At 54.8% G+C, this 20,359-nt stretch carries 24 protein-coding genes and 1 riboswitch; of the genes, 15 read left to right on the top strand and 9 right to left on the bottom strand.

Going from position 1 to position 20,359, the window contains the following annotated elements:
- Positions 1-244: 244 nt before the first annotated feature.
- The 4 genes from ACUW6V_RS02740 (at position 245) to ACUW6V_RS02725 (ending at position 2,534) form a co-directional block, all read left to right on the top strand.
- Positions 245-805 (top strand): hypothetical protein, encoded by a 561-nt coding sequence (locus tag ACUW6V_RS02740; RefSeq protein ID WP_032989333.1) that lies wholly within the window; start codon positions 245-247, stop codon positions 803-805.
- On the top strand, positions 759-1,094 hold the full coding sequence (locus tag ACUW6V_RS02735) for a hypothetical protein (protein ID WP_004386671.1): 336 nt from the start codon (positions 759-761) through the stop codon (positions 1,092-1,094). The genes ACUW6V_RS02740 and ACUW6V_RS02735 overlap by 47 nt, the downstream gene beginning before the upstream one ends.
- Before the next feature lie 345 nt (positions 1,095-1,439).
- On the top strand, positions 1,440-1,532 hold the full coding sequence (locus ACUW6V_RS02730; protein WP_012124476.1) for a KPN_01571 family protein: 93 nt from the start codon (positions 1,440-1,442) through the stop codon (positions 1,530-1,532).
- Between the two features lie 357 nt (positions 1,533-1,889).
- On the top strand, positions 1,890-2,534 hold the full coding sequence (locus tag ACUW6V_RS02725; RefSeq protein ID WP_454037968.1) for a metallophosphoesterase: 645 nt from the start codon (positions 1,890-1,892) through the stop codon (positions 2,532-2,534).
- On the opposite strand, the gene ACUW6V_RS02720 is transcribed toward ACUW6V_RS02725, so the two are convergent.
- The 5 genes from ACUW6V_RS02720 to yebS form a co-directional block, all read right to left on the bottom strand.
- On the bottom strand, positions 2,535-2,726 hold the full coding sequence (locus ACUW6V_RS02720; protein ID WP_004386675.1) for a YdfD/YebW family protein: 192 nt from the start codon (positions 2,724-2,726) through the stop codon (positions 2,535-2,537).
- A 124-nt stretch (positions 2,727-2,850) separates the two neighbouring features.
- Positions 2,851-3,090 carry a YebV family protein gene (locus ACUW6V_RS02715; protein WP_004386676.1) on the bottom strand — a complete coding sequence of 80 codons (240 nt, stop codon included), beginning with the start codon at positions 3,088-3,090 and terminating at the stop codon, positions 2,851-2,853.
- A gap of 112 nt (positions 3,091-3,202) precedes the next feature.
- The gene (rsmF, locus tag ACUW6V_RS02710; RefSeq protein WP_454038054.1) at positions 3,203-4,597 is read right to left on the bottom strand and encodes a 16S rRNA (cytosine(1407)-C(5))-methyltransferase RsmF; all 1,395 of its coding nucleotides are present in this window, start codon (positions 4,595-4,597) and stop codon (positions 3,203-3,205) included.
- A 125-nt stretch (positions 4,598-4,722) separates the two neighbouring features.
- Positions 4,723-7,356: a PqiB family protein gene (locus ACUW6V_RS02705; RefSeq protein WP_007868599.1), complete on the bottom strand. Its 2,634-nt coding sequence runs from the start codon at positions 7,354-7,356 to the stop codon at positions 4,723-4,725.
- Entirely contained in the window at positions 7,325-8,608 is a 1,284-nt protein-coding gene (gene yebS, locus ACUW6V_RS02700) for a membrane integrity lipid transport subunit YebS (RefSeq protein WP_004386679.1), read from the bottom strand. Before yebS ends, ACUW6V_RS02705 begins: the two co-directional genes overlap by 32 nt.
- A 128-nt stretch (positions 8,609-8,736) precedes the next feature.
- On the opposite strand from yebS, the gene ACUW6V_RS02695 reads away from it, so the two are divergent.
- The 5 genes from ACUW6V_RS02695 (at position 8,737) to kdgR (ending at position 14,211) form a co-directional block, all read left to right on the top strand.
- A complete protein-coding gene (locus tag ACUW6V_RS02695; RefSeq protein ID WP_004386680.1) occupies positions 8,737-9,231 on the top strand; it encodes a GAF domain-containing protein in 495 nt (164 codons plus the stop codon).
- Between the two features lie 100 nt (positions 9,232-9,331).
- Complete coding sequence (gene proQ, locus ACUW6V_RS02690; protein WP_007868587.1) at positions 9,332-10,024, top strand: RNA chaperone ProQ; 693 nt, start codon at positions 9,332-9,334, stop codon at positions 10,022-10,024.
- Between the two features lie 19 nt (positions 10,025-10,043).
- The gene (gene prc / locus ACUW6V_RS02685) at positions 10,044-12,092 is read left to right on the top strand and encodes a carboxy terminal-processing peptidase (protein WP_007868584.1); all 2,049 of its coding nucleotides are present in this window, start codon (positions 10,044-10,046) and stop codon (positions 12,090-12,092) included.
- A 194-nt stretch (positions 12,093-12,286) separates the two neighbouring features.
- The gene (gene htpX / locus ACUW6V_RS02680) at positions 12,287-13,168 is read left to right on the top strand and encodes a protease HtpX (protein WP_004386682.1); all 882 of its coding nucleotides are present in this window, start codon (positions 12,287-12,289) and stop codon (positions 13,166-13,168) included.
- 251 nt (positions 13,169-13,419) lie between these two features.
- Positions 13,420-14,211, top strand: a complete 792-nt coding sequence (gene kdgR / locus ACUW6V_RS02675; RefSeq protein WP_014728651.1) for a DNA-binding transcriptional regulator KdgR — start codon at positions 13,420-13,422, stop codon at positions 14,209-14,211.
- Positions 14,212-14,267: 56 nt separating this feature from the next.
- Here the strand turns inward: kdgR and ACUW6V_RS02670 are convergent, their stop codons facing one another.
- Positions 14,268-14,507, bottom strand: a complete 240-nt coding sequence (locus ACUW6V_RS02670) for a YobH family protein (RefSeq protein ID WP_004386684.1) — start codon at positions 14,505-14,507, stop codon at positions 14,268-14,270.
- 158 nt (positions 14,508-14,665) lie between these two features.
- Here ACUW6V_RS02670 and mgrB point away from each other — a divergent pair, with 158 nt between their 5' ends.
- The 6 genes from mgrB to rlmA all read left to right on the top strand — a co-directional run bounded on the left by mgrB (position 14,666) and on the right by rlmA (position 18,049).
- Positions 14,666-14,809, top strand: a complete 144-nt coding sequence (gene mgrB, locus ACUW6V_RS02665) for a PhoP/PhoQ regulator MgrB (RefSeq protein WP_004386685.1) — start codon at positions 14,666-14,668, stop codon at positions 14,807-14,809.
- A 69-nt stretch (positions 14,810-14,878) separates the two neighbouring features.
- Complete coding sequence (locus ACUW6V_RS02660; protein ID WP_085046838.1) at positions 14,879-15,166, top strand: YebO family protein; 288 nt, start codon at positions 14,879-14,881, stop codon at positions 15,164-15,166.
- A gap of 20 nt (positions 15,167-15,186) precedes the next feature.
- Complete coding sequence (locus ACUW6V_RS02655; RefSeq protein ID WP_454037967.1) at positions 15,187-16,194, top strand: MBL fold metallo-hydrolase; 1,008 nt, start codon at positions 15,187-15,189, stop codon at positions 16,192-16,194.
- A 519-nt stretch (positions 16,195-16,713) separates the two neighbouring features.
- Positions 16,714-16,857, top strand: a complete 144-nt coding sequence (locus tag ACUW6V_RS02650; protein WP_007698789.1) for a DUF2627 domain-containing protein — start codon at positions 16,714-16,716, stop codon at positions 16,855-16,857.
- 13 nt (positions 16,858-16,870) lie between these two features.
- The gene (gene cspE, locus ACUW6V_RS02645; protein WP_004386688.1) at positions 16,871-17,080 is read left to right on the top strand and encodes a transcription antiterminator/RNA stability regulator CspE; all 210 of its coding nucleotides are present in this window, start codon (positions 16,871-16,873) and stop codon (positions 17,078-17,080) included.
- 153 nt (positions 17,081-17,233) lie between these two features.
- Positions 17,234-18,049, top strand: a complete 816-nt coding sequence (rlmA, locus tag ACUW6V_RS02640) for a 23S rRNA (guanine(745)-N(1))-methyltransferase (RefSeq protein ID WP_012124488.1) — start codon at positions 17,234-17,236, stop codon at positions 18,047-18,049.
- Here rlmA and mntP read toward each other — a convergent pair.
- The 3 genes from mntP to ACUW6V_RS02625 all read right to left on the bottom strand — a co-directional run bounded on the left by mntP (position 18,046) and on the right by ACUW6V_RS02625 (position 20,355).
- Positions 18,046-18,609 (bottom strand): manganese efflux pump MntP, encoded by a 564-nt coding sequence (mntP, locus tag ACUW6V_RS02635; RefSeq protein ID WP_012124489.1) that lies wholly within the window; start codon positions 18,607-18,609, stop codon positions 18,046-18,048. The genes rlmA and mntP overlap by 4 nt on opposite strands.
- Positions 18,610-18,614: 5 nt before the next feature.
- Positions 18,615-18,787, bottom strand: a riboswitch (yybP-ykoY riboswitch).
- 197 nt (positions 18,788-18,984) lie between these two features.
- Positions 18,985-19,443: a DUF986 family protein gene (locus ACUW6V_RS02630; protein WP_454037966.1), complete on the bottom strand. Its 459-nt coding sequence runs from the start codon at positions 19,441-19,443 to the stop codon at positions 18,985-18,987.
- Between the two features lie 60 nt (positions 19,444-19,503).
- Positions 19,504-20,355, bottom strand: a complete 852-nt coding sequence (locus ACUW6V_RS02625) for a PTS mannose transporter subunit IID (protein WP_032989343.1) — start codon at positions 20,353-20,355, stop codon at positions 19,504-19,506.
- Between the last annotated feature and the right edge of the window lie 4 nt (positions 20,356-20,359).

The raw sequence follows: 20,359 nt of genomic DNA, 5'->3' as shown, positions 1-20,359 counted from the left end.
CGTATTCGGTCTTTTTTTATCCTTCGTTTATAAGTAATAAACTAAATCATCCTTAATAAATACCCTTTTATTTAAATATTATTGATTCAGACAGGTCTGAAGGGATCGAAAGTGGTTTTCAAGTCTTTTTGATCCAATAGGTTGTACTATTTTTAGGGGGGGTGAGTCGCTGTTCATTTCTGGGGGATTTAATTAGCATATACTGCCTTCTTTTATCAGAGGGGTGCCAAAAAAGGAGAATGAAATGAAGGAGTTAAGCGGAGCAGCTTGGGTTAATAAATTTCAGGGTAGTGCTTCCACTGAAACGTTAAGCTATCCATTCAGAACCAATGTTGAACAATTTTTGGCCGCCTTGCGGCAAGCTGGAGCAGTAGTAACTATAGCCGCTACGCTTCGCCCACCAGAAAGAGCTTATCTGATGCACTGGTGCTGGAAAATTAGCCGGGGACTGGTCAAAGCTTCCGATGTACCCCCAATGGCTGGCGTTGATATTGAATGGGATCATGGCAATGACGCTAAGAGTTTGCGTGAAGCGAATGCGATGGTCGCGGCCTATGGTATGAGTGGGTTGCATGTGGCTCCGGCGTTACAAAGCCGTCATACTGAGGGGAATGCGATTGATATGAACATTTCGTGGTCAGGCGATCTGCATATCATCGATAAAAATAATAACGCTGTCATTATCAGGACACCGCCGCGAGATGGAATGAATACAGAACTCCATCAGGTAGGCAGAAATTATAACGTGATAAAATATCATGGTGGTGCTCGGGACAAGCCTCACTGGTCATCTGATGGGAGATAACATGAAAAAAATAATGATGATGGTCGTCGCTTTTTTGCTGATAGAAGGATGTACCGCAGTACAGGCTGAACCCGTACAGCCTGATGTGAAAGCTTTTCAGGATAACGCTGATGAATGCCAGCACTTTGCTGGTGAGTGGGACAGCACGTTACCTAAAAGCCGCCAAAAGGAAATTGAGGCAGGCGTAGATAAATATTGTACAGCGGCGCGTCAGCAACAAGAGCAACTAAAGAAAAAATATAAGGGAAATCATCAGGTAGAACAAATAATTGCTGAGTACGATCTCTGAATGAGCGTACTCGCATCGTATTATTCGACGGGGTTTCTGAGGCGACATCCTATAACCGGGTGCCGCCAGTTAATGACTTCGCGTCAAGCCTTCAGCATAACGTTTATTCACGCTCTGGTTATGCTTGTTATTTTCTGCTCTCTTCTCAATATCAGTCAGGATTATCTCTGGATCATGAATTCATGATGATTAAGGTCATACCGTTCTTTCGCGAACGAACCGACCATCCCTTCCTTATGTGAACAGAAATTCCGCCCACTAAATCTGGTGGATTTGTAAAGGCGAACCGGTAGCAGGCTAAGGGATGAAGTATAGTAAAAGCAGGAAAACAAGGAGTTAATCCCGATGAATCCGTTTATCTATGTTTTTGGTCTCCTGCTGACGCTCGACGCGCTGCGTGAACTGGCCGGCGCCTCTTCCGTTATAGGGCTGTGGTAAACCGGCCTGCGCAAACATGCCTATTTATCGTGTTTGCGGCCAAACAACCAGAGCATAAAAATAGCCGCCACAACACAGCCGATAAAACTGACGATAGCTTCGTGAGTAAAAATGGTCACAGGACACCTCCCGACGTTGCTTGCTTTAAGCATAGAACATCCTTAGCCGGGTAAGCGTCTCTTTACGCATTAACGAGATAAACGCTGCCATTCATCTCTTTTTTAGTTACAACATACTTATGCTTGACACAATGGTTGCTGACAAACACCCACGCGAGCGCATCGCCTGGCAAGGCGCACTGCGCATTACACTATGCCATGCAGCGCTATACTTGGCTGATAACCAGAGGGGCAGGCGATGTATCAGCGAATCGACGGCGCGGCGTGGCGGCATATCTTTATTGTGGGCGATCTGCACGGTTGTCTGGAGGCGCTGGTCAGCGCCCTGAAGCGCGAGCGTTTCGACCCGCGCGTCGACGCGTTGATTTCTGTCGGTGATTTAATCGATCGCGGCCCGGATAGCCTGGGCTGCCTGCGGCTTATCGGCAAACGCTGGTTTTTCGCGGTGCGCGGCAATCATGAGGCGATGGCAGTCGAGGCGCTGGAATCCGGCGACAACGCGTTATGGGCAATGAACGGCGGAAGCTGGTATTTCGGGCTTTCTGAAAAGGAGAAGCACGAGGCGCAGGCGCAATTTGTCAGAGTGAGTGAACTGCCGCTGGTCATTGAGGTACAAAGTCATGACAGGGTGATAGTGGTGGCGCACGCCGATTATCCGGCGTCGCGCTACGTTTGGGGTCAGCCGCTCGATGAACAGGCGGTGGTGTGGAGCCGGGCGAGAGTAAACCGGGTATCGGCAGGTAAAGCGGAGCACATTGAGGGCGCGGACGCGTGCTATTTTGGCCACACGCCGCTGCGCGAGCCGCTCACGTGCGGGAACCTGCATTACATCGATACCGGCGCGGTCTTTGGTCATACGCTTACGCTGGTACGCGTGCAGTGATCAGAAATCGCTGTACTCCCGCGCCGGGCGCCAGAAGCCATCGATAAAGTCTTCAACGGGGTAGCAGCCCCCGTGGCGCATCCGCTGTTCATCCATCACTTTCAGACATTGCTGTTCCGTATTAAACACATCCACGACGATGTCATCGCAACCGCCATCCAGATAACAAACAAATAAAACCAGAGCGAACATGGCGTCCTCTGTGTGACAACGTTTGTCATAAGTGTAGGAGAAGCGAGGGGGAAGGGAAAACCGAAGGTTCTGAATCGGGACGTGTAAATAAATAACCCGCCTTCAGCGACGGGTTCTTTTTGAATCAGGCAAGGCGCATGATCCAGGCATCAGCTTGTTGGTCGTAATGTTCGCGGTAGAGCACGGAGTGTTCGCCGTTGAGCACGGCAGGAATGCTGGTTTCGGCGTCCCAGGCATCAAGCTGCATGCAGAGATCCGGATCTGATTTGCAGGGAATGCTCAGCTTACGCTCGCCAGGTGAGTCGCCGTGCAGCTCTGCATCATCTATCTCGAAAGTGCCGATTTTTACGCTGGTTTTTGACATAACGTTCTCCCTCAGACAGTACACAGGTGGTATGACCAGTCAGGCCCCACCGTTAAGCGTAGTCAAAAGCGCAAGAAATGCCAAAAAATGCGTTGGTGTTTTTTTGCGCGCCTTAAACCGGCGCGCTGAACAGAACCCCGTCGCGCACCAGCTCGCGCGGATAACTGTTCTTCAGTCGGCTGCCTACTTTTTTCGCCAGACCCAGCGGCTGATGCTGGAAAGTGACAATCACGTCATCGACATCCGGCACCGTCTGCGGCCAGACATCGCGTCCGCGATACCACTCCTGAGCCTCTTCGGCAGACAACTCAAAGCCGAGCGGATTATCGCTTCCGGCCAGCGCGACGACGGCTTCGTGCTGCCAGCGGTACCCTTTATTATGGATCTCAGCCAGACGAATGCCAGTGCGGGAGAACCGCACCTTGCCGATGAACGGCGTAAAAGCCTGTGGGAAAAGCCAGATCTCTTTATCGCGTTGCCATAGCTCAAGCGTCTCGTCCCATTCGAGGCCGACTTTTCTGGCGGCGGCGATGACGGCCTGCGCTTCGCGGGTTTTCAGCGGCGTAAACGGGAATGCGCCTACCTTGTAGGTCGGCGCGGGCAGCGGCTCGACGCTCGCGGTTTTACGCAGACGCGCGACAAAAAAGCCTTCGCAGTCGTAAATCTGCGGAAAGACATGCAGAAAGCCTTCTTTGGTCAGCGCCGCATCGGCACCGGGGAAGAGGGCTTCAAGCGAGAGCACTTCCACCGCCTGCGGGTAGCGCGCCAGCAGCCAGCGCACCGTCTCCTGGTTCTCTTCGCGGTTCAGCGTGCACGTGGAGTACACCAGCGTGCCGCCAGGAGCGAGCGCATGAAAAGCGCTGTCGATAAGTTCGCGCTGGGTGGCGGCGATTTCCTGATTGCTCTGCGGCGACCAGTTGCGCAGCGCGTCCGGATCTTTTCTCACCACGCCTTCGCCGGAGCAGGGCGCATCCAGCAAAATGGCGTCAAACTGCTCCGGCAGCGCGGCACCAAAAACGCGACCGTCAAAATGAGTCAGGCCGACGTTGTGAATGCCGCAGCGGCTGATATTCGCGTGCAATACCTTGACGCGGCTGGCGGAATATTCGTTGGCGAGAATAAAGCCCTGGTTTTGCATCAGCGCGGCTATCTGGGTCGTTTTTGAGCCGGGTGCCGCCGCAACATCCATCACGCGCGCAGGCGTGTTGCCATCGGCGAACAGCGCCGCTACCGGCAGCATGGAGCTCGCTTCCTGAATATAAAACTGGCCGCTTAAGTGCTCGGCGGTGCTGCCAAGCGGCAACGCGTCTTCGTCATCGCGCTCGATCCAGAAACCTTCCGGGCACCACGGCACGGGCGTTAACTGCCAGCCGTAGGGCGCGACCTGCGCAAGGAAGTCTGCAACGCTGATTTTCAGCGTGTTGACGCGAATGCTGCGACGCAGCGGGCGCTGGCAGGCGGCGATGAAATCGTCCATCGCAAGCCCGGCGGGCATCGCTTCACGCATAACATCAAGAAAAGCTTCAGGAAGGCAGACAGAACCGAATTGCGCCACGGCGACACCTCAGCGGGCAGAAAAAGAGGGCGCGAAGTGTAACACAAACGCCCCGGCGTGACACCGGGGCGCAGGCGTTAACGGGGAAGGGCAGTGCCCCACTGACGCCACTCTTTCGGCTCACTGTCCTGCAACAGGAAGTGCTTGCCGGGCTGCGCTTTCGGCGCGAGCGGCGTTTCCGGTGGCGTGGCGAACGCAATACCGCCGCGGATGAACTGGTTAAACGTACCGGTTTTCACCACGCCGCCCACCAGGCCGAAGTTCAGGCTGTAGCCCGAGGCGAGCCAGAAGACCGAGTTCTCGCGCACCAGATGCTGATAGCGCTTACTGATGCGCATCGCGACCATCACGCGATCGGACATGCTGCCAAGCGACATCCCCGTCACTGTGCCCACTTCGATGCCGCGGAAGAGCACCGGCGTGCCGATATTCAGCGACCCGGCCTCCGGCGCTTCAACAATAATGCTCAGGCCGTCGAGGTAGCGGGAATCGGTGATAGTTGCTTCCTGTAGCTCAAAGCTGCGACGCCCCGGTCCGCGCCCCGGCTCCACGTTGATATAGGGTTGCAGGATGGTATCGAGATTCTCAACGCCTGCCGCCGAAATTTGCGGCGTCACCACGGAGAACCGCGAACCCGCGCGCGCAAAAGTATTCACATATTCCGGATAGAGCACCGCCGTCGCCTGCACTTCGTTGCGATCGGTGATGAGTTTGAGCGATTCGATCTGGCCGATATTGATGCCGAGATAGCGAATCGGCATGTCCGGCGCCAGCTTGCCGGCATCAAACGCGTGCAGCGTGATCTGGCTGCCCACCGCGCGGGCGGCGGTTTCTGATGGATAGAGCGTGCGCTTGTCTTTTTCGCCAAGACCGGCACCCGCACCGTTGAGATTATCGAAACTGATGGCACCTTTCAGCGCGCGGGAGAGCGGGGAGGCCTGCACCGTCAGCCCGCTACCGTTGAGCTGCACTTTCGCGCCGCCTTCGGCCCAAAAGACGCTGTTTGGCGTAAGCAGCTTGCGATACTCCGGCTTGATATGCACTTCGATGTCAAACGCGTTGGCGCGTGGCCGAACGGTGATGACTTCACCCACTTCAAATTTACGGTACAGCACCACGGAACCGGCCTGAACGTCCGGCAGGCTTTCGGCGGTCAGCGTCAGCGTCGTGGTCGGCATGTCGCTTAAGCTGTTTTCCACCGCTTTTTCCAGATTGGCGTACAGCGGGTATTCGTTTTTCATCTCGCCTTTATCGCCCGGCAGCACGCGGATGCCGCCGCTCAGCCATTCGCTGGCGCTGGCACCGAGAAACTCAACGCCATCGAGACCGACCTTCACATCCACGCGGCTGTTGACGACGAATTTGCTGTCGCCTTTGAGCAGCTCGCGGTACTGCGGGTCAATCGCCACGGCGAAACTGACGCCTTTGGCGTTAAGCGAGCGCTCCAGCACCTGGCCTATCTGAATGCCGTGCAGAATGACCGGCTGGCCGGCGTCGATGCCGTAGCTCTCCGGCGCGTTCAGCGTCAGCGTCAGCACGCCCGGCTTTTGCAGCGGCGTTTTGTCATCCGGCAGGACAACGAAATGGTTGCGCGGCTGGCCTTCGCCCGGCACCAGCTCAAGCGTACTGCCGGTCAGCAGCGTGCTGATTTCAGGGTTATTGAGCGAGAGTTTCGGGCTGTGCATCTCAATGCGCGTACCGTCACGCAGCAGATTCACGACGCTCGGGTCGACCGTCAGCTCGCCGGTGACGGCGCCGCCAGGATTGAGATTAAGTTTGGTGAGCGTACCCACCTCAAGCCCCTGATACATGAGCGGCGTGGAGTTCTCTTTGAGCCCCTGACCGCCGGGGAGATCGAGCTTCACCAGTACGCCGCGCTGGCTGTGGGCGAGATCTTCATACAGGCCGAAGGTGTCGTTCTGGTCGGCATGTGCGGAATCCGCGGGCGAGTCAAAGGCGATAGCCCCGTTGACCAGCGCCGCCAGGCTCTCCAGCTCCACTTTGGCACCGCTCAGCCCAATGTTGGTTTTCACGCCGGAGACGTTCCAGAAGCGGCTGCCTTTTTTCACCAGATTGGTGAAACGCCGCTCAATGATAACGTCGATAGTGACGCCCTGTTTATCGGTGTTAATGGAGTAGTCATACACCCGGCCAACCGGGATTTTGCGGTAATAGACCAGCGACCCGCTGTTCAGCGAACCAAGATCCGGGGCGTGCAGATGAATCATCAGCTCGCCGGTATTGAGGCGGTATTTCGGCTGTGTATCAAGCGCCCGAAAGTGGTCGCGCGGCTCGCCTTCGCCCGGCATCATGCCGATATAGTTACCGCCCACCAGCGCGTCCAGCCCGGAAACGCCTGCCAGCGAGGCTTTCGGCGTCACGAGCCAGAACTGCGTCTGGTCGCGCAGGGCGTCTTTCATGTCATTCTTGATACTGACCGTCACCTCGATTTTATTCAGATCTTCGCTCAGGCGAATATCCTGTACGGTGCCGACTTCGACGCCCTGATAGCGCACCGGCGTGCGCCCGGCGACGATCCCGTCGGCGGACATAAAGTCGATAGTGACGGTGGTGCCTCGCTCTTCATACGTGGTCCAGATAAGCCAGCCCGCTATCAGCAATGCGATAACGGGCAGGATCCAGAACGGAGAGATGCGACGTTTTGTTTTAATTCGCGCTTCAGTCTGTGAAGCGGGCGTTTCCTGACTCATGTGCGTCCCAAAGTAAGCGGCTGTCCAGCCATTCAACAGCAAGAATAGTCAAAATCACCGACGCGCCGAAATAAAACGCCGCCGGCCCCATGACAAACGACAACAGCTGGTCACGGTTGACCAGCGACATCGTAAGAGAAATCACAAACAGATCGAGCATTGACCAGCGGCCAATCCAGGCCACCAGACGTAACATCAGAATGCGCGCGCGCAGCCCCTGCTGACATTTAAAATGAATACTGACCAGCAGCGTCAGCAGCACCAGCACTTTGGTGAACGGCACCAGAATACTTGCAACGAACACGACGCCCGCCACCAGGATATTGCTCTGCGCCAGTGAGATTATCCCTGACATGATCGTATCTTCCTGGCGCGAACCGTTGATATAGATAATCGAGATAGGCAGCAGGTTGGCAGGCAGCAGAAACACCATTGAGGCGATGAGCGCCGCCCAGCATTTTTGCAAGCTCTGCCGACGGCGGCGGCGTAGCGGAATATGGCAGCGCGAACAGCGCCCGCGGTTATCCGGCACGCCGGTGTAGTGACAGCCGAGACAGACGCGCAGATCCTCGTGATAGCGCGTGGCAGGGCGTTGGGGATAAAAGCGCTCCCACAGCTCTTCAACATTGAGATGGATCAGCGTCAGTACGCTTAACACCACCAGCGCCACAAATGCCAGAAGCCCGATGCCCGGCTCAAGCCAGGCGTATTCGCGTACTTTGATGGACGCGACGCCGATGCCCACCAGATAGATATCGAGCATCACCCATTCGCGCAGCCGCTCCAGCATCAGCAACACCGGACGCAGGTTCATACCCAGAATATTGCCAAACCAGAGATAGGCGATGGCGGCGACCAGCGTCGCGGGCGCACCTACCGAGCAAAACAGCACCATAGCGGCGGTGATCGTATCGCCCTGGCGCGTCATCTGCCAAATGCCCTGGAAAAGGTTGGCGTCGATGCGTGTGCCAAGCAGGTACAGGCGCAGCAGCGGTTCGCTATAGGCGAACGGCATCAGCAGCAGCATGGTGATGGCCATCGCCGCCAGCCGGGTAAGCGACCAGTCGCGACCGTCGCGAATTTTCGCGTCGCAGCGCGGGCAGTGCGCGGTCTGGTTAGACTTCACCACAGGCAGCATAAAAAGGATATCGCATTGCGGACAACGCTGATAATGTGCCATCGGCAACGGCTCGCCGATGGCGTGAATGTTCAGTTTTTTGCCAGGAGAAATCTGTTGAGTTTTGAGTGCCATGTGCGAAGCATGTTTTTATATGATTCTGTTATCGTAACTCATGAAATGATTAATCTTGAGCATGAGCGCATTTAATGCTTATTTTAGTAGGCTGGCAGAGTAAGTAAGACAACAAAGCGATCGGATTAATGAACAAAACACAATTTTACGCGGAACTCAATCGCGATTTTCACTCCCTTATGGCAGGGGAAACCAGTTTTCTCGCGACGCTCGCGAATACCAGCGCGCTGCTGTTCGAGCGCCTTGAAGGCGTGAACTGGGCAGGTTTCTACCTGCTGGAAGACAAAACGCTGGTGCTTGGGCCGTTCCAGGGCAAAATCGCCTGCGTGCGTATTCCTTACGGCCGCGGCGTCTGCGGTACGGCGGTCGCGACTGGCGAAGTGCAGCGCGTGGATGATGTGCATGCGTTCGACGGCCACATCGCCTGCGATGCGTCCAGCAACGCCGAAATCGTACTGCCGCTGCGCGCGGACGGCGAAATTATCGGCGTGCTGGACATCGACAGTACCGTCTTTAACCGCTTCGATGCCGACGACGAGCAGGGGCTGCGTACCCTCGTGGAACAGCTTGAAGCCGTTATCGCCGCCACCGACTTTAAAAAATTCTTTGCGCCAGTCGCATGATAAGCAACGGATAACGTGGCATTTACCGATGGCGTCATTATAATGACGCCTGTTCATGCCTGCGGCTTGTTGGCAACATCCGTTGTAATCAGGAAATTTCATGGAAAATCAACCTAAGTTGAATAGCAGTAAAGAAGTTATCGCCTTTCTGGCCGAACGTTTTCCGCAGTGTTTCAGTGCTGAAGGCGAAGCGCGTCCTCTGAAGATCGGCATTTTTCAGGATCTGGTAGAGCGTGTTGAGGGCGAAATGAACCTCAGCAAAACGCAACTTCGTTCCGCATTACGTCTTTATACGTCGAGCTGGCGCTATCTTTACGGCATCAAACCCGGTGCCACGCGTGTCGATCTCGACGGCAACCCGTGCGGCGTTCTGGAAGAACAGCACGTAGAACACGCCCGCAAGCAGCTTGAAGAAGCGAAAGCCCGCGTTCAGGCGCAGCGCGCCGAACAGCAGGCGAAAAAACGCGAAGCAGCTGGCGCTGAAGGCGAAGAGAGCGGCGCAGAGCGTCGCGAACGTAAGCCGCGTCCGGCTCCGCGCCGCAAGGACAACGCCGAGCGTAAACCGCGCGCTGCGAAACCTGCCGCTGCCGCCAAACCATCGCGCCCTGCGCGCGAAGAGCGCCATACTCCGGTGTCTGACATTACGGCGCTCAGCGTCGGCCAAGCCATCAAGGTCAAAGCAGGCAATAACGCGATGGACGCCACCGTGCAGGAAATTACCAAAGATGGCGTCCGTGTACAGCTGACTTCTGGTATGTCGATGATTGTACGCGCAGAACATTTAGTGTTCTGAAACGGAGGTCAACCAGGGCATGAACACTTTTTTTAAGCTTACCGCCGTCGCCGGCCTGCTGCTGATGGCGGGTCAGGCGTTGGCCGTGGATGACATTACCCGTCCTGACCAGATCCCGGTTCTCAAAGAAGAACCGCAGCATGCCACCGTTAGCGAGCGGGTGACCTCACGGTTCACCCGTTCTCACTATCGTCAGTTCGATCTTAACGAAGCCTTCTCCGCCAAAATCTTCGATCGCTACCTCAATCTGCTCGATTACAGCCATAACGTGCTGCTGGCGAGCGACATCGAAAAATTCGCGAAGAAAAAAGGGGAGATTGGCGATGAACTGCGTAGCGGCAAGCTCGATGTGTTTTACGATCTCTATAATCTGGCACAGCAGCGCCGTTTCGAGCGTTATCAGTACGCGCTGAAAGTGCTGGAAAGACCGATGGATTTTACCGGTAACGATACGTTTGATATCGATCGCAGCAAGGCGCCCTGGCCTTCCAGCGAGGCGGAGCTGAATAAGCTCTGGGATGGCAAAGTCAAATATGACGAGCTGAGCCTGAAGCTGACCGGTAAAACCGACGCGGAAATCCGCGAAACGCTGACCAAGCGTTATAAATTCGCGATTCGCCGCCTGGCGCAAACCAACAGCGAAGATGTGTTCTCGCTGGCGATGACCGCCTTCGCGCACGAAATCGACCCGCATACCAACTATCTCTCACCGCGCAGCACCGAGCAGTTCAACACCGAAATGAGCCTCTCGCTTGAGGGCATTGGTGCCGTTCTGCAAATGGATGATGACTATACCGTCATTAATTCTATGGTGGCGGGCGGCCCGGCGGCCAAAAGCAAGGCGATTAGCGTTGGCGATCGCATCGTCGGTGTAGGCCAGGTGGGCCAGCAGATGCAGGATGTGATCGGCTGGCGTCTTGATGACGTCGTCGCGCTCATCAAAGGGCCGAAGGGCAGCAAAGTGCGTCTTGAAATTTTGCCTGCCGGTAAAGGTACCAAAACCCGCATCGTGACGCTGACGCGCGAGCGCATTCGTCTTGAAGATCGCGCCGTGAAGATGTCGGTGAAAAATGTCGGTAAAGAAAAAATCGGCGTGCTGGATATACCTGGCTTCTACGTTGGCCTGACCGATGACGTGAAAGTGCAGCTCCAGAAGCTTGAGAAGCAGAACGTCGCGGGCGTTATCATCGATCTGCGTTCCAATGGCGGCGGTGCGTTGACGGAAGCGGTATCGCTCTCCGGTCTGTTTATTCCGTCCGGCCCGGTCGTGCAGGTGCGTGATAACAACGGCAAGGTCCGTGAAGATCGCGATACCGACGGTGTGGTCTATTACAAAGGCCCGCTGGTGGTGATGGTCGACCGTTTCAGCGCCTCGGCGTCTGAGATTTTCGCTGCCGCCATGCAGGATTACGGCCGTGCGCTGATTGTCGGCGAGCCAACCTTCGGGAAAGGCACCGTGCAGCAGTACCGTTCACTGAACCGTATTTACGATCAGATGCTGCGCCCGGAATGGCCAGCGCTGGGTTCCGTGCAGTACACCATCCAGAAATTCTACCGCGTCAATGGCGGCAGTACCCAGCGTAAAGGGGTCACGCCAGATATCATCATGCCAACCGGCAATGAAGAGACGGAAACCGGCGAGAAATTCGAGGATAACGCGCTGCCGTGGGATAGCATCAACGCCGCCACGTATGAAAAATCTGGCGACCTGAAGCCGTTCGGCCCTGAGCTTTTGAAAGATCACAACGACCGTATCGCGAAAGATCCGGAGTTCCAGTACATCATCAAGGATATTGCTCGTTATAACGCGATGAAAGATAAGCGCAACATTGTGTCGCTTAACCTTGCTCAGCGTGAAAAAGAGAACCATGAGGATGACGCAACCCGACTGGCGCGTATTAACGACCGTCTGAAGCGTGCCGGCAAACCGCCGCTGGCGAAGCTTGAGGATCTGCCGAAGGATTATCAGGAGCCCGATCCGTATCTTGATGAAACGGTGCATATCGCTCTTGACCTGGCGAAGATGACCAAAGAGAAAACGGCGCAGCCCGCTGACTCTCAGAAATAAAATCCCCAACCGGCGTCCTCTGAGGCGCCGGTTTTTTATGTCGTGTTAATCCCCCGTCAGTGAAATGCTACAAAATGTAAAGTTTCGTATTTTTAGGGACTTGCCAGCCGTTGATGCTTGAAAACGGCGCGCGCGCCCCTACGATGTGTGTAATCGCATAATGCGTATTGTGAAACCGAGGTAAAAAGAAAATTATGATGCGAATTGCGCTTTTCCTGTTGACTAACCTGGCCGTTATGGTGGTGTTCGGTCTGGTGCTCAGCCTGACAGGGATCCAGTCAAGCAGCGTGACGGGCCTTCTGATCATGGCGCTGCTGTTTGGTTTTGGCGGCTCGATCGTTTCGCTGCTGATGTCCAAATGGATGGCGCTGAAATCGGTGGGTGGTGAAGTTATCGAAGCGCCGCGTAATGAAACAGAACGCTGGCTGATGGATACCGTGGCGCAGCAGTCGCGCCAGGCGGGTATCGCGATGCCGCAGGTGGCTATCTATCACGCGCCGGATATCAACGCCTTCGCAACAGGCGCGCGCCGCGATGCCTCGCTGGTAGCGGTAAGTACCGGCCTGTTGCAGAACATGAGCCGTGATGAAGCGGAAGCGGTTATCGCGCACGAGATTAGCCATATCGCCAACGGCGACATGGTCACCATGACCTTGATTCAGGGCGTGGTAAACACCTTCGTGATTTTTATTTCGCGCATCATTGCGCAGGTGGCGGCCGGTTTCCTCGGCGGCAACCGCGATGAAGGCGAAGAGAGCAACGGTAACCCGCTGATTTATTTCGCTGTTGCAACCGTGCTGGAACTGGTCTTCGGTATCCTCGCGAGCATTATTACCATGTGGTTCTCGCGCTACCGTGAATTCCACGCTGACGCAGGCTCCGCGAAACTGGTAGGCCGCGAGAAAATGATCGCCGCACTCCAGCGCCTGAAAACCAGCTATGAGCCGCAGGAAGCGAGCAGCATGATGGCGTTCTGCATCAATGGTAAATCAAAATCGCTGAGTGAACTGTTCATGACGCACCCGCCGCTCGATAAACGTATCGAAGCGCTGCGTAGCGGCGAATACCTGAAATAATTGCGTAAGCGATAAAGACGAAAGCGCGCCTCGTGGCGCGCTTTTTTTTGGCCGTGCGGGCAGGGCGCTTGCGAGTGGTACATTCATCTTAAGCGTTTGATCTGGTGCGAAAGATATATCCTGCGGCCCAATGCGGTTGGATGTCGCAGATTTATCATGTGCGCACATAGATTCATTGCGGCACCGGCGCGCGGAATTTATAATAAAAACCGGTTCTGATTTTTATAAAACAAATGCGATCGAGGTGATCAATGGCAATCGCAGAATTAGATAAACAGCCTGACTCCGTCTCTTCGGTGCTCAAGGTCTTTGGTATCTTGCAGGCGTTGGGTGAAGAGCGCGAAATTGGTATCACCGAATTGTCGCAGCGCGTCATGATGTCAAAAAGCACCGTTTACCGCTTTTTGCAGACGATGAAATCACTGGGTTATGTGGCTCAGGAAGGCGAGTCGGAAAAATATTCTCTGACACTCAAGCTCTTTGAGCTTGGCGCGCGCGCATTGCAGAATGTCGATCTTATCCGTAGCGCAGATATCCAGATGCGCGAACTGTCGCGCCTGACAAAAGAGACCATTCACCTGGGCGCGCTGGATGAAGACAGCATTGTCTACATCCATAAAATCGACTCGATGTATAACCTGCGCATGTATTCGCGCATCGGCCGTCGTAACCCGCTCTACAGTACCGCTATCGGTAAAGTGCTGCTGGCCTGGCGCGACCGCGATGAAGTTCGACAGATCCTCGAAGGCGTCGAGTATAAGCGTAGTACCGATCGCACTATTGTCTCTACCGACGCGCTGCTGCCGGTACTGGATCAGGTTCGCGAGCAGGGATACGGCGAAGATAACGAAGAGCAGGAAGAAGGGCTGCGCTGCATCGCGGTGCCTGTATTCGACCGCTTTGGCGTGGTTATCGCGGGGCTGAGTATCTCTTTCCCGACGCTGCGTTTCTCCGAAGAACGCCTGCACGAGTATGTTGAGATCCTGCATACCGCCGCGCGGAAAATTTCCGCACAGATGGGGTATAACAATTATCCGTTCTGACAGACTCGTTCTGATGAAAAAGCCGCAGCGAGCCTGCGGCTTTTTACTGCATCTGATTAACCGTTGTCCACGACGGTTTCGCTTTTGCGCAGTACCGGACAGGCGGTAATGCCGATAAGTCCGCTGTCAGAATGAATGAACTGTGTGCTCACTACCTGTCTTGCCGTCAGGTAGCGACACTGTAATCCCAGTCCTGCAGCGTTCTCGTGGCTACCAATTAATATCCCATAACCGCTGAAAAGCAGCGCAACCCAGGCCACCACTAAAAGTGCGGCAATACGAATCAAATAGCGCATTACGGCTCCGTTTGTTAACGTTCAGGCGTACAGCCTGCCGTGGCTGCCGCTGCGTTACAAGGAGAGGATTCCGTATTCCGTGAGTTAACGTTACAGTGATATTTGGTTTAAGGTTTCCGTGATAATTTGGCCCCGTAGATGCCGTAACGGAGAAGGTAGTGAAAAAATTCAGATGGGCTATTTTGCTGGCCGTGCTGGTGGCCTGTTTATTGTTGTGGATGCAGACGCTCAATGTGATGTGCGATCAGGACGTTCAGTTTTTCAGCGGCATTTGTACCATCAATAAGTTCATTCCCTGGTAACGCGTCACTCAGGCGATGCCCTTGCGCCGCCGCGGTGGTAAGATAGCGCGTTTCCCTGAGGTGGTTAGCATGAACGACATTATCAATTCTGGTGCTTTAAATTTCGCCTCCCTGGCGATTTCTCTCTTTGGTGCCATCGTGGCGCTGGTGGCTTGGTTCTTTATCAATCGCGCAAGCGTGCGCGCAAACCAGCAGGTCGAACTGCTGGAAGCGCTGCTTGAACAGGAAAAGCGTCAGACCGCACTGTTGCGTCGCCTGTGTGAGGCGAACGAGCCGGAGGCGCAGACGCCTGCCGCATCTGCTGACGCAACGCAGGATGACGATGACGGTTTCGTCCGCCTTGTGGCTGAACGTTAACCATCAACGCCCCGGAGGTGATGGGCATGGTCTGGAAGAACCCGTGGTACGACCCTACAAAAGCGCATCACCGCCCGGACGGGTTTTGCAACACGCGTGAAGTCGGGCATCAGCCCGGCGATTTGCGCCGCTGGCAGAACGAACGTAAAGCGCAGGGGCTGCCGCATCCGCCTGCAGGCGGGTACGACGCGTTTATCCGCCAGTGGTGGCAACCTGCAGTTATTGACGGCGACGAAGACGGCGTCTGGTGGCTCGGCCATGCCACGCTGCTGCTGCGTCTTAACGGTCGCTATTTGCTCACCGATCCGCTTTTCTCCCGCCGGGCTTCGCCAGTGAATTTCTATGGCCCCGTTCGTAAAACGCCGCTACCGCTGGAGCTTGCCCGCCTGCCGCGCATCGACGCGGTGCTAATTTCCCATAATCATTACGATCATCTGGACAACAGCACGGTCCGCCGCCTTGCGAAACGTTTTCCTGATGCGGCGTTTTTTGTGCCATTGGGGCTGAAGGCGTGGTTTGTGAAACGCGGCATCCGCAACGTCACAGAACTTGACTGGTGGGGCACTCAGTCGCTGGAAGGGCTGAACATCACTGCCGTTCCGGCACAGCACTGGAGCATGCGCACACCGTGGGACCGAAACCGCTCGCTATGGTGCGGCTGGGTGATTGAAAGCGCTACGCAGCGTTTCTGGTTTAGCGGTGACAGCGGTTATACGCCTGAACTGCTTGAAATCCCGCGCCGCCTCGGGCCGCTCACGGGCGCGGCCATTCCCATTGGTGCCTACGCGCCGCGCTGGTTTATGGCGCCGCATCATATGGATCCGCAACAGGCGGTCGGACTCTGGCAGGATACAGGTCGCCCTCTTGCCATTCCTATACATTGGGGCGTTTTTGAACTGGCTGATGAATCGCTGGATACGCCGCCTGCCGAGCTGATAAACGCGCTTGCTGAACGTGGCGAACAAGCGGATATGTTTGCGCCGCGCCGTATTGGGCAATATTTATCGCTGGCTGCAAATAAACGCTGATTAAGAATATATCTGACTGGTTATATTTGCTTCTGTCAGGATGATTTATTAAACGCTTTGCTTATTCCCGCTGCCTCTTTTTGAGGCAACTTTCATTAAAATGTCATTATTTTGGTGCAGGGGAAAATTGGCTTGTACAATTTCTTTTGATTTGTACATTATTTACTGCCTTCAGGCTGTAATAAAGCCTCGTTAAAATGAAGTTTAACCACATTTATGAATAAGCTTTTGCAGAAATAATAACAGCGCGAAAAATAATGCCTGTGCTTTCCCGCGTCGCCTGGACGAACCGAAGTTATTGAGCTACTGTTAAAAAGTGCATTCTGGCTTTATACCAGAACCGGGCGGCGAGTTAACCCTTACAGGGCTTCGCGGGTCCATTCTGTGCTTTATTGTCAGGGACATAGCGTTCTGTTGAGGAATCTGTGCGGCAGATCGTGCAGCGTATAAAAATGGCTTGCCATTGTTTACGTTGTGTGTGATAACAAGTTTTGGGTTAAACGAGGTACAGTTCTGTTTATGTGTGGCATTTTCAGTAAAGAAGTCCTGAGTAAACACGTTGTCGTTGAATACCGCTTCTCTGCCGAACCTTATTTTAGTGCCTCAAGCAGTAATGTCTCAGTTTTATCTAAGTCAGCGCCCGCGGGCGAACAAAACAATTGAAGGAATTTGCGAAATGGCAAAGATTAAAGGTCAAGTTAAGTGGTTCAACGAATCTAAAGGTTTTGGCTTCATTACTCCTGCTGACGGCAGCAAAGATGTGTTCGTACACTTCTCTGCAATCCAGGGTAATGGTTTCAAAACTCTGGCCGAAGGCCAGAACGTTGAGTTCGAGATTCAGGACGGCCAGAAAGGTCCGGCAGCTGTTAACGTAGTTGCTATCTAATCGCACTTAAACTGACCCGGTGCCTTGTTTCACCGGCCAGCTATTTTAAAGCCCCGCCCACTGGCGGGGCTTTTTCATGTCTGAGGCGCATCAGCGTTTCCCCGACTGCCGATTCACGTTACACTTCGCGTTTTGCGCTGTTTCGGAGTCCGCATGTCTTTTATCTGCCCCCTTTGCCATTTGCCGCTGGAGCCGCAGGCCAACAGCTTTCGCTGTGCCAGTCATCATCAGTTCGATATTGCAAAGGAAGGGTACGTGAATCTTCTTGCGGTGCAGCATAAGCGCTCGCGGGATCCGGGCGACAGTATCGAAATGATGCAGGCGCGCCGCGCGTTTCTCGATGCCGGTCACTACGCGCCGCTTCGCGAGAGAACCACACAATTGTTGAATGAGCGCCTGCCGAAAAGCGGTGCCACGCTGCTGGATATTGGCTGCGGAGAAGGGTATTACACCAGCGCGTTTGCCGCGCTCACGACCACCCACGGCGGGCAGAGTTTTGGGCTTGATGTATCAAAAAGCGCCATCCGTTTTGCCGCGAAGCGTTATACGGATATCTCGTTTTGCGTCGCCTCCAGCCACCGGTTGCCGTTTGCGGATGCCTTTTTCGATGCGGTGGTACGCATTTACGCGCCCTGCAAGGCCGAAGAGCTGGCGCGTGTGGTCAAACCCGGTGGCGTGGTGGTGACCGTCACGCCTGGCCCGCGTCATCTTATCCAGCTCAAAGGGCTTATTTATGATGAAGTGCGGCTGCATGCGCCGAATGAAGAATCGCTGCCCGGCTTTACGCTCGCCGAAGAACAGGCATTACGTTATGAGATGTGCCTGAATGGCGAAGAGGCGACGACGCTTTTACAGATGACGCCTTTCGCCTGGCGCGCCCGCCCGGAAGTATGGGCGGCGCTAAAAGAACAAACGGCGTTTGACTGTGAAACCGATTTTTGCCTGCGCGTCTGGCAGCGCGAGGCTTAACCCGCGAAATGGCTCCAGAGGATCTGGCAGCCGATACCGATAAGCACGACACCGCCCAGAATTTCCGCCCGCTTGCCAAGCAGCGGGCCGATAAAGCGGCCTACCATCATACCGAGCGTTGACATGATCAGCGTGGCGCAGCCGATGGCGAGCGCGGTTTTAATAATATCTACCTGCAGAAAGGCGAGTCCGACGCCAACTGCCATCGCGTCAAGGCTGGTGGCAAATGCGGTAGTCACCAGCAACCAGAAGCTGTGACGGCGAATTTTCTCGGATGCTTCCTCACAGCCGCGCACGCCTTCAATAATCATTCTGCCCCCAAGAAACACCAGCAGTACAAACGCTATCCAGTGGTTCCAGGTCAGCACAAACTGTGTAGCGAGAAGGCCGAGCAACCAGCCAACCAGTGGTGTAATCGCTTCGATAACGCCAAAGATCAGCCCCGTGCGCAGCGCTTCAGAAAATTTGGGTTTATGGAGTGTGGCGCCTTTGCCGATGGAAGCCGCGAATGCGTCCATGGACATGCCGAAGGCGAGAAGCAGAGTTGCGGAAAGATTCATTGCACAGTCCTGACCGGGATCACCATATACACGCCGTCCGCCCCCAGTAAAAAGCGGCCGCGTGCCTATGGTCTCGCCTGACTGAAAGGGCTTCAGTCCGTACGCACCACGTTTTGCAACGAGTATGTTGATGCGTACATTTCCTTAAGGAAATTGGCTACTCCCCAATGACGGGCGCAACCTTACCATATTCCAGACGGCAAAGACAATAACTGGAGAATAACCTTTTGGTTATAAATGAGAATGGTTTTCGCTTAATGGCAGGACGTGAAGATCTTGTTAAGAATTAAGGAAAGGAACCGGGCAAAAATATAGCACGGGCTATAAGCATGGTTGTTTTTTATTCGCAAAAATAGCCTGTGCTATATTTTTAATTTATTGATTATTAACAATAAAATGATAGATTCTCTCCAGATCGTCGATATTCTTTACCCGGATAAGCAAGCGACGTTTATCTAATTGCATCACCAGCACGCCGTCTTCCGATAAATTCATCGCTTTAATGTGGTTATATTTCACCCAGCCGCCAGCAAAGAAAAAGCCTTCACGCTTGAAGCGTATTTGCGGCTCTCTGATCCAGAAAAGATAAATGGCGAGTAATCCCAGCGCGCCCAACAGCCAGGTCGTGAGCAGGGCACCGTGCGATGCCACATTCTGCCAGATAAGGATGGCGACCAGACCGGTGAAAATCAGGCTGTCAGCACGTCCGCGTTTGAGCAAGGGCACACGCAGCAGCGTTTTCCCGTGTCGACGTTCAGTGCCCCACTGGTCATAAATGGCCCATCCCAGCAGCGCGATAATAAAAATGATCAGAACTCCATCATTCAACGTCATGCCGTCTCCCTTAAATAAAAAAGCCGGGAGCCGCTGGCCCCCGGCGCATGATATTAACCGTTACTGGCCGAGCAGACCGACCGCGTAACCGGCGATACCAATCACAAAGAACCCCACGATAATCCACAACGGGTTCACTTTTTTACGCAGCAACCACATGCAGGCGAAGGTCAGCAGCAGCGGCACCAGGCCCGGCATCAGCTGATCAAGGATCGTCTGCACCGTCGTGACTTTTTCCGTGCCGTTCTGGTCGGTAATGCGCGACACCACTAACGGAATGTTTACGTGCGTCCATTTGTTAACCAGCGCCCCCATCACAAACAGGCCGAGAATGGACGCCCCCTCGGTCAGTTTTTGCAGGAAGCCGCCGCCCATATCTTTCACGATATCGACGCCTTTGCGGTAGCCATACGCCACGCCGTAGTAACGTGTGGCAAGACGCACCAGGTTAAACAGCACAAAGAACAGCAGCGGGCCGAGCAGGCTGCCGCTCATGGCGATGCCCGCGCCAAGCGCCGCGAACACCGGACGCACCGTGCCCCAGAAAATCGGGTCGCCGACGCCCGCGAGCGGCCCCATCAGGCCCACTTTGATACCGTTAATCGCGCCGTCGTCGATCTCCGCGCCGTTCGCGCGTTGCTCTTCCATCGCCAGCGTCACGCCGAGCACTGGCGCTGCCACATAGGGATGCGTGTTAAAAAACTCCAGATGGCGTTTAATCGCCTGGCGACGCGCTTCGTTATTCTCCGGATAAAGGCGACGGATCGCCGGCACCATTGAGAAGCAGAAGCCAAGCGCCTGCATACGTTCAAAGTTCCACGATCCCTGGAAGAGGTTAGAGCGGATAAACACGCCGCGAACATCGCCCGGGGTCAGTTTTTTCTCACCAGTTGTTTTCGTCATATCAACCATGTCG

The organism is Cronobacter sp. 153480017-3 (assembly GCF_053627815.1).
Note: the sequence above shows the minus strand (reverse complement) of the source record. Positions and strands in the feature narration are given on the sequence as shown.